This is a genomic window from Mesorhizobium sp. WSM4829, from assembly GCF_055811475.1.
Window position 1 is genome coordinate 267,051 of record NZ_JBVVQJ010000003.1, and the last position, 16,156, is coordinate 283,206.

The 16,156-nt window shown below is 62.3% G+C and carries 16 protein-coding genes; 8 read left to right on the forward strand and 8 right to left on the reverse strand.

Annotated elements, in window-relative coordinates; translation table 11 throughout:
* The first annotated feature begins 15 nt into the window (after positions 1 to 15).
* The 3 genes from fabF (at position 16) to AC0L17_RS05135 (ending at position 2,676) form a co-directional block, all read left to right on the forward strand.
* Positions 16 to 1,320, forward strand: a complete 1,305-nt coding sequence (gene fabF / locus AC0L17_RS05125) for a beta-ketoacyl-ACP synthase II (RefSeq protein WP_473515008.1) — start codon at positions 16 to 18, stop codon at positions 1,318 to 1,320.
* Between the two features lie 71 nt (positions 1,321 to 1,391).
* Positions 1,392 to 2,207, forward strand: a complete 816-nt coding sequence (locus AC0L17_RS05130; RefSeq protein ID WP_473515009.1) for an oxidoreductase — start codon at positions 1,392 to 1,394, stop codon at positions 2,205 to 2,207.
* 268 nt (positions 2,208 to 2,475) lie between these two features.
* The gene (locus AC0L17_RS05135) at positions 2,476 to 2,676 is read left to right on the forward strand and encodes a hypothetical protein (RefSeq protein ID WP_023797709.1); all 201 of its coding nucleotides are present in this window, start codon (positions 2,476 to 2,478) and stop codon (positions 2,674 to 2,676) included.
* Positions 2,677 to 2,699: 23 nt separating this feature from the next.
* Here the strand turns inward: AC0L17_RS05135 and AC0L17_RS05140 are convergent, their stop codons facing one another.
* From AC0L17_RS05140 to AC0L17_RS05165, 6 genes are all read right to left on the reverse strand, one after another.
* Positions 2,700 to 3,329 carry a hypothetical protein gene (locus AC0L17_RS05140; RefSeq protein ID WP_473515010.1) on the reverse strand — a complete coding sequence of 210 codons (630 nt, stop codon included), beginning with the start codon at positions 3,327 to 3,329 and terminating at the stop codon, positions 2,700 to 2,702.
* Entirely contained in the window at positions 3,329 to 4,189 is an 861-nt protein-coding gene (locus AC0L17_RS05145) for an ABC transporter permease (protein WP_473515036.1), read from the reverse strand. Before AC0L17_RS05145 ends, AC0L17_RS05140 begins: the two co-directional genes overlap by 1 nt.
* An 11-nt stretch (positions 4,190 to 4,200) precedes the next feature.
* Positions 4,201 to 4,989 (reverse strand): ATP-binding cassette domain-containing protein, encoded by a 789-nt coding sequence (locus tag AC0L17_RS05150; protein WP_473515011.1) that lies wholly within the window; start codon positions 4,987 to 4,989, stop codon positions 4,201 to 4,203.
* A gap of 76 nt (positions 4,990 to 5,065) precedes the next feature.
* The gene (locus AC0L17_RS05155; RefSeq protein WP_473515012.1) at positions 5,066 to 5,560 is read right to left on the reverse strand and encodes a cupredoxin domain-containing protein; all 495 of its coding nucleotides are present in this window, start codon (positions 5,558 to 5,560) and stop codon (positions 5,066 to 5,068) included.
* Between the two features lie 73 nt (positions 5,561 to 5,633).
* Positions 5,634 to 6,560 carry a YVTN family beta-propeller repeat protein gene (locus AC0L17_RS05160; RefSeq protein WP_473515037.1) on the reverse strand — a complete coding sequence of 309 codons (927 nt, stop codon included), beginning with the start codon at positions 6,558 to 6,560 and terminating at the stop codon, positions 5,634 to 5,636.
* Positions 6,561 to 6,626: 66 nt separating this feature from the next.
* On the reverse strand, positions 6,627 to 7,877 hold the full coding sequence (locus AC0L17_RS05165) for an ABC transporter substrate-binding protein (RefSeq protein WP_473515013.1): 1,251 nt from the start codon (positions 7,875 to 7,877) through the stop codon (positions 6,627 to 6,629).
* A gap of 224 nt (positions 7,878 to 8,101) precedes the next feature.
* On the opposite strand from AC0L17_RS05165, the gene AC0L17_RS05170 reads away from it, so the two are divergent.
* The 5 genes from AC0L17_RS05170 (at position 8,102) to AC0L17_RS05190 (ending at position 13,202) form a co-directional block, all read left to right on the forward strand.
* Complete coding sequence (locus AC0L17_RS05170) at positions 8,102 to 9,943, forward strand: (5-formylfuran-3-yl)methyl phosphate synthase (protein WP_473515014.1); 1,842 nt, start codon at positions 8,102 to 8,104, stop codon at positions 9,941 to 9,943.
* Positions 9,944 to 9,946: 3 nt separating this feature from the next.
* Entirely contained in the window at positions 9,947 to 10,498 is a 552-nt protein-coding gene (locus tag AC0L17_RS05175) for a flavoprotein (RefSeq protein WP_473515015.1), read from the forward strand.
* A complete protein-coding gene (locus AC0L17_RS05180) occupies positions 10,491 to 11,885 on the forward strand; it encodes a DUF6513 domain-containing protein (protein WP_473515016.1) in 1,395 nt (464 codons plus the stop codon). Before AC0L17_RS05175 ends, AC0L17_RS05180 begins: the two co-directional genes overlap by 8 nt.
* Positions 11,886 to 11,888: 3 nt before the next feature.
* Positions 11,889 to 12,479: a DUF447 domain-containing protein gene (locus AC0L17_RS05185; protein ID WP_473515017.1), complete on the forward strand. Its 591-nt coding sequence runs from the start codon at positions 11,889 to 11,891 to the stop codon at positions 12,477 to 12,479.
* Between the two features lie 591 nt (positions 12,480 to 13,070).
* A complete protein-coding gene (locus tag AC0L17_RS05190) occupies positions 13,071 to 13,202 on the forward strand; it encodes a hypothetical protein (protein WP_473515018.1) in 132 nt (43 codons plus the stop codon).
* A gap of 393 nt (positions 13,203 to 13,595) precedes the next feature.
* Here AC0L17_RS05190 and AC0L17_RS05195 read toward each other — a convergent pair whose 3' ends face one another.
* Both AC0L17_RS05195 and AC0L17_RS05200 read right to left on the reverse strand, forming a co-directional pair.
* The gene (locus AC0L17_RS05195; protein ID WP_473515019.1) at positions 13,596 to 15,824 is read right to left on the reverse strand and encodes a serine hydrolase; all 2,229 of its coding nucleotides are present in this window, start codon (positions 15,822 to 15,824) and stop codon (positions 13,596 to 13,598) included.
* A 145-nt stretch (positions 15,825 to 15,969) separates the two neighbouring features.
* A partial coding sequence (locus AC0L17_RS05200) for a hypothetical protein (RefSeq protein WP_473515020.1) occupies positions 15,970 to 16,156 on the reverse strand: 187 nt, incomplete at its 5' end.

The following is a 16,156-nucleotide window of genomic DNA, read 5'->3' on the forward strand; positions in this document are numbered from 1 at the left end:
TGATAGGAAAATAGATTGCGACGGATTGTTGTTACAGGCATGGGAGCGGTCACGCCCCTTGCTGCCGATGTCGAAGCGTCGTGGTCGCGGCTGCTGGCCGGTCGCTCGGGCATCCGCAGGCTTCCGGACGATGTGGTGGCAGACCTCCCGGCCAAGATCGGCGGGGTGGTTCCCTCGCTGGAAGACGATCCGGACGCTGGTTTCGATCCGAATACCGTCCTGGCTGCGAAGGACCAGCGTAAGGTAGACCGGTTCATCATCTTCGGGCTCGCCGCTGCGCAAGAGGCCCTCGCGCAAGCAGGATGGACGCCTGTCTCGGAAGCGGATCGCCTGCGCACGGCCACGATCATCGCCTCCGGCATCGGCGGCTTCCCCGCCATAACCGAGGCGGTGCGCACGGTCGACCAGCGCGGCGTCCGCCGCCTGTCGCCGTTTACGGTTCCGTCCTTCCTGGTGAACCTCGCGGCAGGCCACATCTCGATCCGCCATGGCTTCAAGGGGCCGCTCGGCGCGCCGGTGACGGCGTGCGCGGCCGGCATCCAGGCGATCGGCGATGCGGCCCGCCTCATCCGCGCCAACGAAGCCGATATCGCGGTGTGCGGCGGAACCGAAGCATGTATGAACATCGTCAGTCTCGGTGGTTTTGCTGCCGCACGCTCTCTTTCAACCGGCTTCAACTGGGCGCCGGCTCAGGCGTCACGGCCTTTCGACGTGTCGCGGGACGGCTTCGTCATGGGCGAAGGAGCCGGCGTGCTGGTCATCGAGGAATTGAGCCACGCGCTGGCGCGCGGTGCGAAACCGCTCGCCGAGCTCGTCGGCTACGGCACGACGGCGGATGCGCATCACGTCACCTCCGGTCCCGAGGACGGCGACGGGGCGCGCCGAGCCATGCAGATCGCGCTGGCCCAAGCCGGCATTTCGCCGCGTGAGGTTCGCCACCTCAATGCGCACGCGACCTCGACGCCGGTCGGTGATCTCGGGGAAATGGCGGCGATCAAAACACTCTTCGGCGCAGATTCCACCATCGCCGTCAGCGCAACCAAATCGGCGACCGGACACCTGCTTGGAGCCGCCGGCGGGCTTGGAGCCATCTTCGCAATCCTGGCGCTCAGGGATCAGGTGGCGCCGCCAACCCTCAATCTGGGCGCCCCGGATCCCGCCGGCGACGGCATCGACTTCGTCGCCAACCAGGCCCGGCCGATGACAATGGACTACGCGATATCAAACGGCTTCGGCTTTGGCGGCGTCAACGCCAGCGCGCTATTCCGGCGCTGGACGGACGAACTCGCCGGTGCGAACGCCAGAGGCGCTCATAACTGACGCCTCCGACCTTTCGTGCTTCTCCCACGCCAATCCAAAATCAGTCCAACCCACAGAAAGAAATGATTCCCATGAACAAGACCAATCCTGGCGTCGCCCTGGTGACGGGGGCGTCCTCCGGCATCGGGCGCGCGACGGCCATAGCTTTGCAAAGCGCCGGTTTTCGCGTGTTCGGCACCAGCCGTCGCGCAGCCGCCAAAAACTCCGACGGCCTGACCATGCTGTCCTGTGACGTGACCGATGACGCGTCGGTGGCGAAACTGGTCGATGACGTGCTGGCCGAGACCGGGCGCATCGATCTGCTCGTCAACAATGCCGGCATGGGCCTGTTTGGTGGCGCGGAAGAGTCCTCAATGATCCAGGCTCAGGCACTGTTCGATGTGAACGTCTTCGGCGTGCTCCGCGTGACCAACGCGGTCCTGCCGATAATGCGCCGACAAGGCAAGGGCAGGATCGTCAATCTGAGTTCGGTGCAGGGGTTCATCCCAGCCCCCTATTTCGCGCTTTATGCGTCGACCAAACATGCCATCGAAGGCTATTCCGAATCGCTCGACCATGAACTGCGCCCGTTCGGGATTCGCGTTGCATTGGTCGAACCCGCTTATACCCGCACGTCCTTTGAAGATAATCTAGCCAGGCCGGACCAGTTGCTTGATATCTATGACGCTGCGCGCGCTGGCATGAACGCAGTCGTGCGGAAAGCAATGGAAAAAGGCGATTCGCCCGAATTGGTCGCCAAGACGGTTTTGGCGGCTGCGACCGATCCCGTTCCGAAGAGGCGCTATGCCGCGGGAAAAATGGCGCGCCAGGTCAGTCTCCTGCGCCGTTTCGTCCCCGCATCCGCATTCGACAAGAGCCTGCGCAAGCAGAACGGGCTGCCGGTCTGACGACATCGAAGACACCCCGTGAAGATCGGAATCATCGACGCCGGAAACATCGGCGCCGCATTGGCGCAGCGCAACCTGAAGCAATTGCCTAGAACAACGACCGGCGGTTGTAGGTGTTAGATAAGCGATATGTTATATTGCGGTGCGAAAGAGCGGGGGCACGTCCTTTCACACCCGTAAGCGATCTGTATGTGCGACCCTGCAGACTGGTCGGTATCACTGAAACTCCCGGGCATGGGGTTCGGGATTCGATGGGGGTAATGGGGCAATGCTTTATACGCTGGTTATGATGGTCTGCTTGACGGATGTGCCGCAGACCTGTGAACAACGCGAACAGATGGTGGACGGCCTGGCGATGAACCCAGGGACCGCCTTCATGCAGGCGCAGCCGCTGGTAGCCCAGTGGATCGAGACGCATCCCGGTTATTTCGTGCAGCGCTGGCGCGTGCTGCCCGGCCGGGGAACGTAAGATCCGTTGCGGAAATAGAGGGTCTACTTCTTCGCTGCGAGGGTTTCCGAGACGGCCTTGGACAATTGATAAAGCCGCTGCTCGATGATCGTCGGCACTTCACAGACGTAAGTCAGTGATTGGACGCGTTCATTGAAAATTCGCGTTGCGAATTTCAGCTGCTCGGTTCGCCGTTCGATGTCGTCGGGATCCGCATCCGGCTTTGCCCGCAACGCATCGACGTTGGACGCTTCCTTGCGCAAGGCGGCGGCCATTTCGAGCTGCTTGTGGGCGTAACGGGAAATGCCTGAGATCACCTGCGAACGCTCGGCGTCCATGTGATCGAACATGCCTTGCACCAGCATCGCCATTTTCGGCGCAAGCTGCTCGGCCGGCAGCGAGGCGGCGAAATCCTTGATCTTCTTCTGGGCTTCGGCAATCGGCATCCGCCGGGCCGCTACCTCCTCGACCAGGCCGGAGACGGCAGGGTCCTTCGAAAAATTCTTCGCCGCTGGCGGAAGCTCCGGCCCGTTCCAGATCTGGCCGAGCGAGAGTTGAGGCACCTTGCGCTGTATGCAGGGCCAGTCCGGATCGGTATTCGCCGCCCTGGCGTTCACGCTCGGCGCGAGCATGGCAACCAAAGCCAGGCTGCGAACAAGGCTCATTCGTGCCATCAGGCATTTCCTCCGGTGTCTTGTTTGCGGGTCAGCAGGCCGCGCGAAGGGTCGTAGGCGATGATGGCGGCGGCAAGAAACAGGACAGTGCAGCCGGCAACGACGCCCAGCGACAGCCACTCGATCTGGCCGTAGAAGGCGAAGCGGATCAGTTCGACGGCATAGGTGAACGGGTTGGCGAGGCAGATCTTGTGGAGCAGCGGGCTCGCCTCCTGGATGCGCCACAACGGATAGAGCGCCGGAGAGGCGAAATAGCCGGGAAAGATGACGAAGTTCATGATGCCGGCGAAATTTTCGAGCTGCTTGATCATGGACGACAAAAGCATGCCGAGCGCGCAAAGCATCATTCCCGACAGGAACAGCGCCGGCAGCACCATGAGATAGCCGATCGGCGGCGCCTTGACGCCCCAGAACCAGGCAACGATCAGGAACGCATAGACCTGCGCGATCGATACGGAGACGCCGGCGAGCATCTTCGACACCAGCAGGAACCAGCGCGGGAAGGGGCTGACCAGCAAGGTGCGCATGTTGCCCATCTCGCGGTCATAAACCATCGACAGCGAAGACTGCATGCCTGAGAACAACAGGATCATGCCGCACAGCCCCGGCGTGATGTAGACCTCGTAGAGCACGTAGGTCTTGTAGGGCGGGATGATCGACACGCCGAGCACCTGCCGGAATCCGGCGGCAAAGATGAACAGCCAGATGAGCGGCCGAACCAGCGAGGATATGAAGCGCTCGCGCTGGTGCAGGAAGCGCAGGCATTCCCGCAGGACGACGCCCTTGAGGCAAATGAGATAGTGGCGCAGGCCGAATTTTTCGAACTTCGCCGGGATGATGCCGGCGACTTTTTCGGGCATTGAAGGAGCGCTCATGGCGATATCCCCGCGGTGCCGGCCGCCTCGATGCGGCTGAGCCTGGAAAAGGCGTCGCGGATCGAGCCGGCGCCGCTCGTCCTGACGACATCGGCCACCTTGCCCTTGGCGACCAGTTCGCCCTGCCGCAGCACGACGACATGGTCGCCGTCGTCAACCTCGTCGATCAGATGCGTTGCCCACAGCACGCCGATGCCCTCGGTTTCGACGAGCTTGCGGATGGTGGCGAGAATGCCGGCGCGCGACTGGATGTCGAGACCGACCGTCGCCTCGTCGAGCAGCAGCAGCGACGGGCGGTGGAGCAGCGCCCTGGCGATCTCGATGCGCCGCATCTGGCCGCCGGAAAGACTGCGTGCCTTGTCATGCTGACGGCCCGGCATGTCGACGATATCGAGCAGCGCGGCAATGCGCTGCCGGGCCTCGCGTCCGCCGATGCCATGCAGCGCGGCGTGGTAGGAGAGGTTCTGGTAGACGCTGAGATCGAGGTCGAGCGTGCGCGCCTGGAACACGATGCCGACCCGCCTGAGCGCCTCGCCGGAGGCGCGGCTGACGTCATGGCCGAAGATGCGGATCGATCCGCGGCGCGTGTCGTAAAGATGGCTGATCAGCGAGAACAGCGTCGTCTTGCCGGCGCCGTTGAGACCGAGAAGAACGGTGAACGTCGCCGGCGCGATCGAGAACGAGACGTCGTTGAGCGCCGGCTTCGAACCATAGGAATGGCTGACGGCGGCGACGTCGAGCGCCGCCACCTGATCTCCCGGTCCGTTTGTCCTCACATGCTGCACGCCGGCTGGCTCCCTTGTCGTCGACAATAGTCTAGCCCACGGGACGCGATCGCGCAGGTCCTGCTTTCAAGTGACTTTACTTGATCGTGATCGTGCCCTTCATGCCCTTGTCGGCGAGGTCGGGTACCGACCATGTGTAGATGCCGGGCCTCACGGTGGTGAACTGTACCTGGATGGTGCCGTCGGCGTCGAATTCGAGCCATGCGGGTGCGCCGTTCATGTGCACCTCGAGGTCGTTGATGACGATCTGGTTGTTCCACACATTGCGGAACAGGTCGGTGTGGAATTTGTACTCCAGCCCGCCCGCCGCGGTGATCTTCCAGCGATAGCCCTGGCCGGCGATCAGCTCAAAATCCTTCTGGTTGGCGGTGAACTGGTCTTCCTTGCTGCCGAGGATAAGTTCCGGCACGTCCTTGCTGGCCCGGGTCGCCTTCTCGGCTTTCGGATTGGCCTCCGTGCTAGCCGCTCCGGCGGCGGCGTCATCGTCATCGCCGTCCTGCGCCCAGACCTGGCCCTGGGGGAGCGCCATGCCCACCAGCGCGGCGAAAGCGACTGCCCGAAATTTCCGCATGATTTCCTGCCCTTCTGCTGTTTTTCTGTCGGTTTGATTCACTTGGTTTATTCAATGGTTCATGTGGCGGGATTCATTTGGGAGAGACGACGACGCCCCACGGCAGCGCGCCGACGGTCACCGACTGCACCGGCTCGTCGGTCGCCACGTCGATGAAGGTGATGTCGTTCGACACGCCGTTGGTCGAGATGATGGTCTTCTGGTCCGGGGTGAAAGCGAGCTGCCAGACCCGTTGGCCGACCAGCACATATTTCTCGACCTCGTATGTCTGCGTGTTGACCACCGCGACGCGGTTGGCCGGCCCGAGCGCCACATAGGCCTTCTTGCCGTCGGCGGTGATGCGCACACCGACCGGCTGGATGGATTCGGGCCTCAGGCCGGCAACCTCGAAGGTGATCTTCTGGACGACTTCGCGCGTTTGATTGTCGATCACCGAAACCGTGCCACCGATCTCGGCGCTCACCCAGGCCTGCTTGCCGTCGGGGGTGAACTCGACGAAGCGCGGACGCGCATCCACCAGCACGTTGTCGGTGATCTCGTGCGTCGACGTATCGATGAAATGCGCCATGTTCGTCGTTTCCGACGTGTTGACCATGGTCTTGCCGTCCGGGCTGACACCCATGCCCTCCGGTTCGACGCCGACCGGGATTTCCGCCAGCACCTTCTTACCCTCGATGTTGATGACGGTGACGAGATTGTCGTCCTCATTGGCGACATAGAGCGTCTTGCCGTCAGGCGACAGCACGAATAGCTCCGGGTCGGGCCCGGAAGGCAAGGTATCGACGATCTCCAGCGACGCCGTGTCGATGACCTCGATCGAATCATCGTCGCTGGCGCAGAGATAGATGTGCTTACCGTCGTGCGAGATGGTGATGCCGCGCGGACGCTGCCCGACATTGACGGTCTTCACCACCTGCATCGTCGCGGTGTCGACGACGGTCATCGTGTTGTCTTTCTCGTTGGAGACATAGGCCATGTAGGCCGACGCCGGGTCGGCCATGAAGCCGGTCGCAACTATGGCGAGTGCGCAAGCTCGTCTCTGCACTGAAATTCCTCCCAAGCTTTTCTACTTAAGCACGCATTTTGTTTCCGGCTCGTCGACCCCGAGCGTATCGAGCTCCGACAGCTGGTGCAAAAATCCCTCCTGCGGCGATGTCGAGACGACCGACCTGGTGTCGCCGAGGAAGATCGGCTGCCGCAACTGCTGGTTCCATTTGCGGAAGGTCAGTTTCTGCCCCTTGAAGGCGGCGATCGAAAAATCGTCGGAGCGGATGAAATCGGCCATCTTGCGCGGGTCGGCGCCCTGCGTGCGGGTCGCTGCCTCACCGAGGATGCGCACCGCGGTCCACGCCGCCATGTCCTTCGACACCATGCGGCGGCCGTTTGCCTTGGCGAAGCGGTTCTGGATCTGTGTGCCGCCCCATTGCTCGCTGGCCGGATGCCAGGCCAAGGGGGTGAGGCCGGCGGTGCCGGCGACCGGCCGCGGAATCCAGGTGCGGAACGGAACGTAGGTGCCGAACACCTCGCTTTCGTCGGCGACCAGCAGCACATCGTGCTCCGGCAGGTCCTGGGTGAAGACAGGCATCTGCCGCTGGATCTGGACGACGCCGGAATCGGTCCGCCGCGCCGTGCCGGTATCCTCGAACAGTTTTTCGCCGACGATCTCGCCGCCGAAGCGCGTCGCCGCCCGGCGCAGCGCCTCGGCAAAAAGCTGGTCGCGCTCGTGCGAGCCGTAGATCAGCACCCAGCGCCGCCATTGCTTCCAGATCAGATATTGCGCCAGCCCGTCGGCCAGCATGCTGCGCGTCGGGATGGTGTGGAAGATGCTGGCGCGGCATTCCTCCTCGCGAAGACTGTCGTCGGTGGCGCCGGCGTTGAAGATCAAGACGCCGCTGTCGCGGGCAAGGTCGGCGATCGACAGCAACTGCCTGGCCGAGAGGTCTGCGACCACATAGCGGTTGCCTTTGGCGATCATCTCCTGGAAGGCCGGGACGACATCGGCATCCGGCTTCACCTCGGTCACGTCGAGGCTGAATTTCTGGCCGAGGAAGCTGCCGGTCGTGTTGTTGTCGGCAATCGCCACATTGCCGCCGGCGACACCTTCATCGCGCGGCGGGACGTCGAGCACCGACAAGGCCAGTTGCGGCGCATAGGCGCGCAAATAGCCTATCTTGATCTCGGTCAGCTTTTTTTCCGGCTTGGCCGTTGCGGTCGGTTGCTTGCCCGTCGCTTCCTGGGCGAGCGCGCCCGCAACGTTGACGGTCAGGGAAAAAAAGCACAAAAAAGCCGCCAGAGTGCCCGGCACCGCGCTCGTCATCGATAAATTACCCGTTCTTGCGCTAAAGTCCGATTGTTGTCGGAGCGGCGCGAAGTCAAGGTGCCCGTGATGAGCTTAGCTGACCCGCAAATTTTATCAAACCCTGAAAGTGGACTGCTCACGTCTGCTTTAGTGCCATGCCTGCTCGCCCGAACGGCGACCGAGCGGATTTCGGTATTCGGGCCCAAAAGCGTCCTTTTCCTCATGCCGGAGAAAGTCCGTCAATGACCAGAATGCTGGCCAGCGTCACCGGCGTCGACGAGGCGGAGATCGCGCTTTCAGGCGGTGCCGACATCGTCGATCTGAAGGATCCGAAGGCGGGAGCGCTGGGCGCGGTGTCCACGCAGATCATCCGCCGGACGATTTCGCTGATCGCCGGCCGGGCGCCGGTCAGCGCGGTCTGCGGCGACCTGCCGATGGAACCGGAGACGATCCGCGCCAGGGCCGAAGAGATCACTGCCGCCGGCGCCGATTACGTCAAGATAGGTTTGTTTCCGTCGGCAAATGTTGCGGCTTGTGCGGCGGCGCTCGCGCCGCTCGCCGCGCGAACGAAACTGATCGCCGTGCTTTTCGCAGACCTGACGCCGGATTTCGAGCTTCTGCCGATGCTTGCCGAACATCGCTTCCATGGCGCCATGGTCGACACGGCCAACAAGGCCAACGGGCGGCTGCTCGACCATCTGCCGCCCGAGCGTATCCCGGGATTCATCGATCGAGCGAAATCGCTCGGCCTCATGGTTGGGCTGAGCGGATCGCTGGAAGCCCCTGATATTCCACGCCTGCTGCCCTTCGCTCCCGATTTTCTCGGCTTTCGCGGGGCGCTGTGCGGCGATTCCGGCCGCGTGGGTTCGATCAGCGCCGAGGCGGTTGCGCAGATCCGCGAACTGATCCCGGAAGCATCCCGGGCCGGCGGCGCGTCGAGCATCGACTACCGCCTGCTGGCGGCGAGGGGCTATTCGCCGGGCACCGACCCGACACTGGGCACCGACAAGATCTTCGTGCGGGACTTTGTCCTGCCGGTCCAGATCGGCGCCTACAGTTTTGAGCACGGCCATACCCAAAAAGTGCGTTTCGACGTGACCGCCGACGTGCTGCAAGTCACTGACCATCCCGAAGACATGCGCCATGTGTTCTCCTACGACATCATCATGGACGGCATCCGCACCATTGTTGCGCGCGGCCACATCCAGCTTAGCGAGGCCCTGGCCGAGCAGGTGGCGACCTACATCCTGGAGAACCCGCGTGTCGTGCGGGTCACGGTAAGGGTGGAAAAACTCGAGCTCGGCCCAGGCGGCGTCGGCGTCGAGATCGAACGCAAGCGCCAATCGGCAGGCCGCGGCGTTGCCTCCGGCCCTGCCGGCCGAAAAGACCAAGGCGCCGTTTCCCGGCCGCGACAGGAAAGGCCCGAGGCCATCAGGCGAGCCGCCGTCAAGCCGTCCGTCGTCAAGCTTGGCGGCAGCACCGTCCATGCGGCGGAACTGGAAAGCTGGATCGCGGCGCTGGCGGGTTCCAAGCTGCCGATCGTCATCGTGCCCGGCGGCGGCCTGTTCGCCGACCAGGTGCGCGAGACGCAGATTTACATGGATTTTTCCGACACCGCCGCCCACGCCATGGCGATCCTGGCCATGGAGCAGTTCGCTCAGGTCATCCTCGACCGTGACGAAAGACTGGCGCCGGCACGGTCGCTGGAAGAAATGCGGCGGGCGCTGGACGCGGGGAAGATCCCGGTGTGGCTGCCGTCGTCATTGGCGCTGCCGGCGCCGGACATTCCGGCGTCCTGGGATGTTACCTCCGATTCCCTCGCCGCCTGGCTTGCCGGCAGGCTCGGCGCGAACGCGCTGCTCTTGATCAAGCAGACCGGCGCCTTCTCCGGCAGCGACACGATCGACAGTCTGGCGGTCAGAGGCATCGTCGACGCCGGCTTCGCCGCCATGCTGCCCGACGGTGTCGATGTCCACCTCGCCGGCCCGAAAGATGCCGCCGAGGCCGGGGCGCTGCTCGCGGCGGGCAATCTGCCCGGCATTGCGATCGCGGCTTCGATCCGGTCGGCAAGAAAAGCAGGGTAGGCGATGGCGATGCTGCATACGCCGCGCTGGGCATGGGTTTTGACCGGTTCCGGTCATTTTTTTACGGAGAGTTTTGCACTCATCCACCAGATCGAGCATTGCGATGTCTTTGTGTCGAAAGCCGCCAACGAAGTGCTGCGCATGTACAAGCTCAAGCTCGATTTCCCGGAGACGACGCGCGTGCTGCACGACAAGACGGCGAGCGCGATCCCGGTCGGCGAATTCTATCACGGCGTCTATCATACGGTGGTGGTGGCGCCGGCCAGCTCCAACACGGTCGCCAAATGCGTGCACGGCATTTCCGACACGCTCGCCACCAACGTTTTTGCCCAGGCCGGAAAATGCCGGGTGCCGGCCATCGTCTTTGCTTGCGACACCGCGCCGGAACTCGAAACCATGGCGCCGCATGGGCTGGTCAAGGTCTATCCGCGCAGCATCGACCTGGAGAATACCAACCAGCTGAAGAGTTTTGAGCGAACCCAGGTGGTCGAGTCGCTTGCCGATCTCGAAGCCTCGGTCAGGCGGCGCCGCGCCGAACTCGCAAGCCATGGCTGAGCGGCTGGTCTTTCTTACCGGCCATCTGGCCAAGGTCCGGCTGGAAAGGCTGCTGGCCGGACTGGGCGAAACCGAATTTGCCTGGGAGATCATCGACATCGGCGTCAAGGTCGCGGCGCTGATGAGCGAAGACATCATCAAGCGGCGGCTCAGCCTGGCAGGCGGCACCGACCGCGTCATCCTGCCCGGCCGTTATCGCGGCGACATCGAGCATCTGTCGAACCATTTCGGCGTGCCCTTCGTCCGCGGGCCCGACGAGATCGCCGATCTGCCGGCCTTTCTCGGCCGGGCAGGCGAGCCGCCTGACCTTTCGCGTCACGACATGCGCATCTTCGCCGAAATCGTCGATGCGCCGATGCTGTCGGTCGAGGCGCTGGTGGCGAGAGCACGGACGCTGGCCGCGGCCGGCGCCGACGTCATCGATCTCGGCTGCCTGCCGGAAACACGGTTTCCGTTGCTGGACGAGGCGGTGCGCGAGCTGAAGGCACAGGGATTTCTGGTCAGCGTCGATTCCGCCAGCACCGACGAACTGTCGATCGGCGCGCGCGCCGGTGCGGACTATCTTCTCAGCCTCGATGAGAACACGCTGCCCTTGGCCTTCGACCACAACGCCGTACCAGTGCTGATCCCGGCCACGCCCGGCGACCTGGATTCGCTCGGCCGGGCCATCGAAGCGGCACAGAAGGCCGGCGTCGCCTTCCTCGCCGATCCGGTTCTCGACCCGATCCATTTCGGCTTTGCCGCCTCACTCGGGCGTTTCATCGAGGCGCGCCGCCGCTGGCCCGAGGTCGAACTGCTGATGGGCACCGGCAATCTCACCGAATTGACCGACGCCGACAGTTCCGGCGTTACCGCGGTTCTGGCCGGGCTCTGCTCGGAACTTCAGATCCGAAACGTGCTTGCCGTGCATGTTAGCCCGCATACGCTGCGAACGATCGAGGAGCACGACATTGCCCGCCGCATCCTGTTTGCCGCCAAGAGTGACGGTGCGCTGCCGCGGAGTTATCATCCAGGACTGCTGCAGGTTCACGATCGCAAGCCGTTCACCGCCTCGACCGAGGATATCGCAGCCCTCGCGGCCGAGGTGCGTGACACCAACTTCCGCATCATGACCGCGGAGGACGGCATCCATGTTTTCAACGGCAAGGGGCACGCGGTTGCCACGGATGCGTTCGAACTCTTTGCCGGGCTTGGCGTTGAGGCGGATGGAGCACACGCGTTCTATCTCGGCGCCGAACTGATGAAGGCCGAGATCGCGTGGCGCCTCGGCAAGCGCTATGTGCAGGACGAGCCGCTCGCATGGGGCGTTGCCGCGCCGGCTCCCGAAACCGACCGCAGCCGTCTTGCCGAAGCGGGCCCCACGCTTCGCGCGAAGAAAGAGCGCTAAACCATGCCGTTCATTCGCGAATCTATCATCACCACGGTCAACGAAGCCGGCGACGTCCACATCGCGCCGATCGGCATCATCGCCGAGAAGGACGGCTGGGTCATCGCGCCGTTCCGGCCGTCGATCACGCTCGACAATCTCGCCGAAGTGCCGTTCGCCATTGCCAATTACACCGATGACGTGCGCATCTTTGCCGGCTGCCTGACCGGCCGCAAGCATTGGCCGACCGTTGCGGTCGACGGGTTTCCGGTGCCGCGGCTCGCAGCGGCGCTCGCGCATTCGGTCCTCGAAGTCGAAAGTGTCGACGACGATGCCATGCGGCCTCGCCATTTCTGCCGCGTGGTGCAGGAGGAAACGCATGCGCCGTTCACCGGCTTCAACCGCGCCAAGGCGGCGGTGCTGGAACTGGCCATCCTGGTCAGCCGGCTCGGCATGCTGCCGCGCGACAAGATCGAGGTGGAAATCGCCTACCTTTCGATTGCCATCGAAAAGACTGCGGGCGAGGGCGAAAAAGAAGCCTGGGACTGGCTGATGCAGCGTGTCGGCGATCACCTTGCGGCCGAGGATGCCAGCGGCGAGGATGCGCGGGGCTGAACCGGATATGCTGAACCTGGGTAAGCGTCCGGGCCGACGTGGTTTAGCATGGTACACGGTGGCGGTGATCTCAAACGGCGGTGTTCGACCCTTTGCGGTCATTGAGCCCGGTATGCACGATGACCGGCCCGTGTCCTCTACCTCACCGCGCGCGCCCGTCCCGCGCAGCGGGTTCGTTCTTCGACCCCTGAGCGGTCATCCATTGGCCCCCTAACCGACGGGCTGGGATTGGCTGCTCAAAACTATTGTAGGCGGTAGGCCATGTTATGCGATACGGCTGCTTCCACAACGAAGTCCGCCACTGCTCCACCTCGGCACCCGCGATGGACGGCCCCACCATGTCAATGTTCCTCGTTACTTGAACCTCAGGAGACATTGACGAGCAGCTGCTGGAGTTCGTTCCCGGTGCGGTTTAAGTTTGCGATCCGATCGTGTCGTGGTCCGCTAAAACAAAAGGGCGGGCGAGCTTTGCGAACGGTATCCGGTGGAGGGGCTTGCAGCAAAAAATCTGAGGCAACCCTCGCCTGATCGCTGGGATTCTTGTCGGCACTCGCCACCAAGTTCAACGTGCCAATAATAGGAGAGATGAAATTGAGCATTACCCCTGAACAACGAAGCGAGATCGAGGCAGCCCGCGCAAACGCCTCGTTCGGCAATGGCGTAGAGGTCGCCAAGGCTTATCCTTTTGCTCAACTGGTAGGCCCACGCTTGCTGCAACTGTGACGCCGGCACCGTCACGGCGCCGCGAACCGTTACCGACCTCAAGGTGAATAATATTCGTTCGGCTTGTTCGGGTGGCGTAGTCTTGCGCGCGTCGGGGACCGAAAGGTCGATCGTTCCAGGCTTCCTCGGTGCGGAATAGCGTCGGACAGTCTCGTTCTGATCCGAGATCACCGAGTCGATCTGCTCGGGAATTGTTTGGCTAAGGCTGGGCCCGACAATGAAGGCACTGATCGCAAGACAAATCGATAGGCAACGCACTGCGTCGGACCATCGGGACAGCGCCTTGCGGCCAGGCATGTCAAAACTCGCTGAACTATCGTGGCAGGGAAATCAGCGGTAACTCTGAATTGGTTTAGCAGTATGCCGCGGGTCCGTCACTGGCAAAAAATACCGTCAATGGCCGAGTAACGCGCAGACAGCCTGAGCCTGAACCTCCCTCAAGTGCTCAATCAAGGCGCCTGTGGGCTCGGCAGCGTTCAGCGTGGTAGTGACCGAGCGCGTACCGTCGGCGTTGGACGCGGCCCACTGCGTATAGCCCGGGAAGTTGCCTGTATGGCCGTACACGACGCCGCACGGCGTGGTGTAGCGGAACAGTCCTAGGCCAGCCTCATTCGTCCCTGGTCCGGGCGGGCTGGAATCTCCTGATATGAACTGCATCTGCTCCTGCTGCTCGGCAGCGCCGAAAAACTTCAGCGCAAGGTCAGCCCGTATGAACGTGGACAAGTTTTCAGGAGTCGACACGATCGCACCAGATGCCCACGCGCCGCTGGGGCTGACAAAGTTGGTCACGTCCTCTGGCTGGGATCCGGGCTCAACGGCGTAGCCGTGGATGTAGGGCGTCGGCAGCGCGATTTCCGTTGTCGGGAAGCTAGTTTGCGCGAGGTTGGCAGGACCCAATATCATCTCTTGCAACAGTGCCTCGTAAGGTTTGGAGGTCACTTCTTCGGCAATCAGCCCAACCACGATATTGTCGGTGTTTGAGTAGGCATACTTAGAACCGGGGGCAAACTCGAGCGGATCGTTGCGGACCCAGTCGATGATCTTTCTCGGCTCGACGTAGCCTTGGGGATCTGTCGCCACATGCTTGGCCAAGCCGTCGGATCGCAGGTAATCAGGTAACCCGCTGGTGTGGTTTAGCATGTGCCGAAGCGTGATCGCGGACCAAGCCGCCGGCAGCCCGGGCAAATGTTGGCCGATAGTCTCGTCGAGGCCGATCCGGCCAGTCTGGACGAGATGCAGGGCAATGGCCCCGTTGAAGGCTTTTGAGACGCTGGCGATACGCATGTATTGATTGACCGCTGGCGCTACATCCGAGGACACATTGGCGCGGCCCGCACTGAGTACGGTTAGGCGGCCGTCGCGGTAAAGAGTTGCTATCGCACCTGGCGGCCCACCCTCAGTCTCGACTAGCTGCTGCAGGCCGTGTCGCACCGCTGCATCGGTTGTGGCTGACCGCGCGGCCGGCGGAGGGGGCGTGGGTGCGGGGCGTTCGGCATCGGAATGCTTTATATATCGGCCGGGATCCATTTCCTCCGGCGCCACGATGACCTCGTCGTTAACGCCAGAGTCGATGTATTCATCGGTAATGGAAAAGCCTGCCAGAAGCTGCTTTCCCGTGAGAGGGTACCAGGAGCCGAATTCGTGTGAGTATGCGGCGATTGCCAGCAAGGCCAGTTGCCGGTTGTCATATAAGTCGATTTCATAGCTTTCCGCCAATTTGCCGCCTGAATATTTTTTGTAGCCGTCAATATACGCATCACGAGGATTGTCGCCGCGGTACTTGTCTACGATGGCGCCAATGGTGACCTTGTCCTTCTTGCCCCCGAAATAGATTTTGCGAAGAAGAAAGCCCCAAGCGGCTACCCCAAACTCAGGAGTCTCGTAAACGGCGGTCTGGTTGCCGTACCTGTCGGGCAGCGTGCAACCCACATACCCTTTCATGCTATCTCGCTGCCATCTCGAGATGTTGATGGCGCCGGGATTGTTTGTTCGAAGCGCCCGTCGAGTGAGCGTATCGGACGAACTGTAGCGGGCGTCTGGCACGCTGCTGAAGAAATTGCCAATCCCGATCAGGCTCCTGAACCTGAATTCTATATCGTCAGGATATTTCGCAGAATCACGAAATGGAGGAGTTAGCTTGCGAGTGTGACTGGCGTCCCAAAACGGCAACCCCATCGCTTTGCCTGTCTCAATGCCGACCATGCCGTCGACAGGCATCCCACTATTGGCCTGAAAGGACTTCACCGCGCTCACTGTTTGCGAGCCGAACAAGCCATCGATCACAGATGCATAAACTGCCTTATCCGCCAGCACGCTCTGTAGAAGCGCAACTCTGCGATCAGGAGCGTTGCGTAGGCTCTGCCTGAATATGGGGCCGGCGGGTTGTCGTTTTGGGTTCGGTTGGGGCTTGCTGGCTCCTTCGCTCGGTGCGGAACGATTGCCAGAGGACCCGCAACTCAAATAATCCGTTGCGCTAGCTTGCTCCAGGCTCTCAAAAGCGGAGGTCGGACCACATAGCGATGCAAAGAGAATGGCAGCCGAGCAGTACGCACTCAGCTTGAGATAATGGCCGACCGTTTGGCGACTTCGCCGGACGCTGGTCAATTCCTCGATGTTCGACATGTCGTCTGACCTATGGCGAAGTCTTGTGCACCATCTTCAATATCACTTGATGAGTGCGTAACGGAAGCAGGGTTCGATATACAGGCTGCAGCGATGTCAGGCAGGCCTCGACGTCGCCGACAGACGCAAGTCTTGTTCGCGAAAACTACCCCATCGCAACGCCCGAAGTCGGCGGCCTGCTGTCGGACAACGTCAATACCAGGGCGGCAACAGTCCGCTTCTGAATAATTGACTTGAAAGCCGCCAGTCCGCTCCCGTGAAGAGTTTCGGGCGCCAGCAGGCGTACGAAAGTCCCCGAGGAAGGAACCCGCGGGCCACAGGCGATGGCTATG

Excerpts from the sequence above, each read along its gene's own strand:
- AC0L17_RS05130 (WP_473515009.1), top strand. The coding sequence starts at position 1,392 with ATGAACAAGACCAATCCTGGCGTCGCCCTGGTGACGGGGGCGTCCTCC.
- AC0L17_RS05135 (WP_023797709.1), top strand. The coding sequence starts at position 2,476 with ATGCTTTATACGCTGGTTATGATGGTCTGCTTGACGGATGTGCCGCAG.
- AC0L17_RS05140 (WP_473515010.1), bottom strand. The coding sequence starts at position 3,329 with ATGGCACGAATGAGCCTTGTTCGCAGCCTGGCTTTGGTTGCCATGCTC.
- AC0L17_RS05145 (WP_473515036.1), bottom strand. The coding sequence starts at position 4,189 with ATGCCCGAAAAAGTCGCCGGCATCATCCCGGCGAAGTTCGAAAAATTC.
- AC0L17_RS05155 (WP_473515012.1), bottom strand. The coding sequence starts at position 5,560 with ATGCGGAAATTTCGGGCAGTCGCTTTCGCCGCGCTGGTGGGCATGGCG.
- AC0L17_RS05160 (WP_473515037.1), bottom strand. The coding sequence starts at position 6,560 with ATGGCCGACCCGGCGTCGGCCTACATGGCCTATGTCTCCAACGAGAAA.
- AC0L17_RS05165 (WP_473515013.1), bottom strand. The coding sequence starts at position 7,877 with ATGACGAGCGCGGTGCCGGGCACTCTGGCGGCTTTTTTGTGCTTTTTT.
- AC0L17_RS05170 (WP_473515014.1), top strand. The coding sequence starts at position 8,102 with ATGACCAGAATGCTGGCCAGCGTCACCGGCGTCGACGAGGCGGAGATC.
- AC0L17_RS05175 (WP_473515015.1), top strand. The coding sequence starts at position 9,947 with ATGGCGATGCTGCATACGCCGCGCTGGGCATGGGTTTTGACCGGTTCC.
- AC0L17_RS05180 (WP_473515016.1), top strand. The coding sequence starts at position 10,491 with ATGGCTGAGCGGCTGGTCTTTCTTACCGGCCATCTGGCCAAGGTCCGG.
- AC0L17_RS05185 (WP_473515017.1), top strand. The coding sequence starts at position 11,889 with ATGCCGTTCATTCGCGAATCTATCATCACCACGGTCAACGAAGCCGGC.
- AC0L17_RS05195 (WP_473515019.1), bottom strand. The coding sequence starts at position 15,824 with ATGTCGAACATCGAGGAATTGACCAGCGTCCGGCGAAGTCGCCAAACG.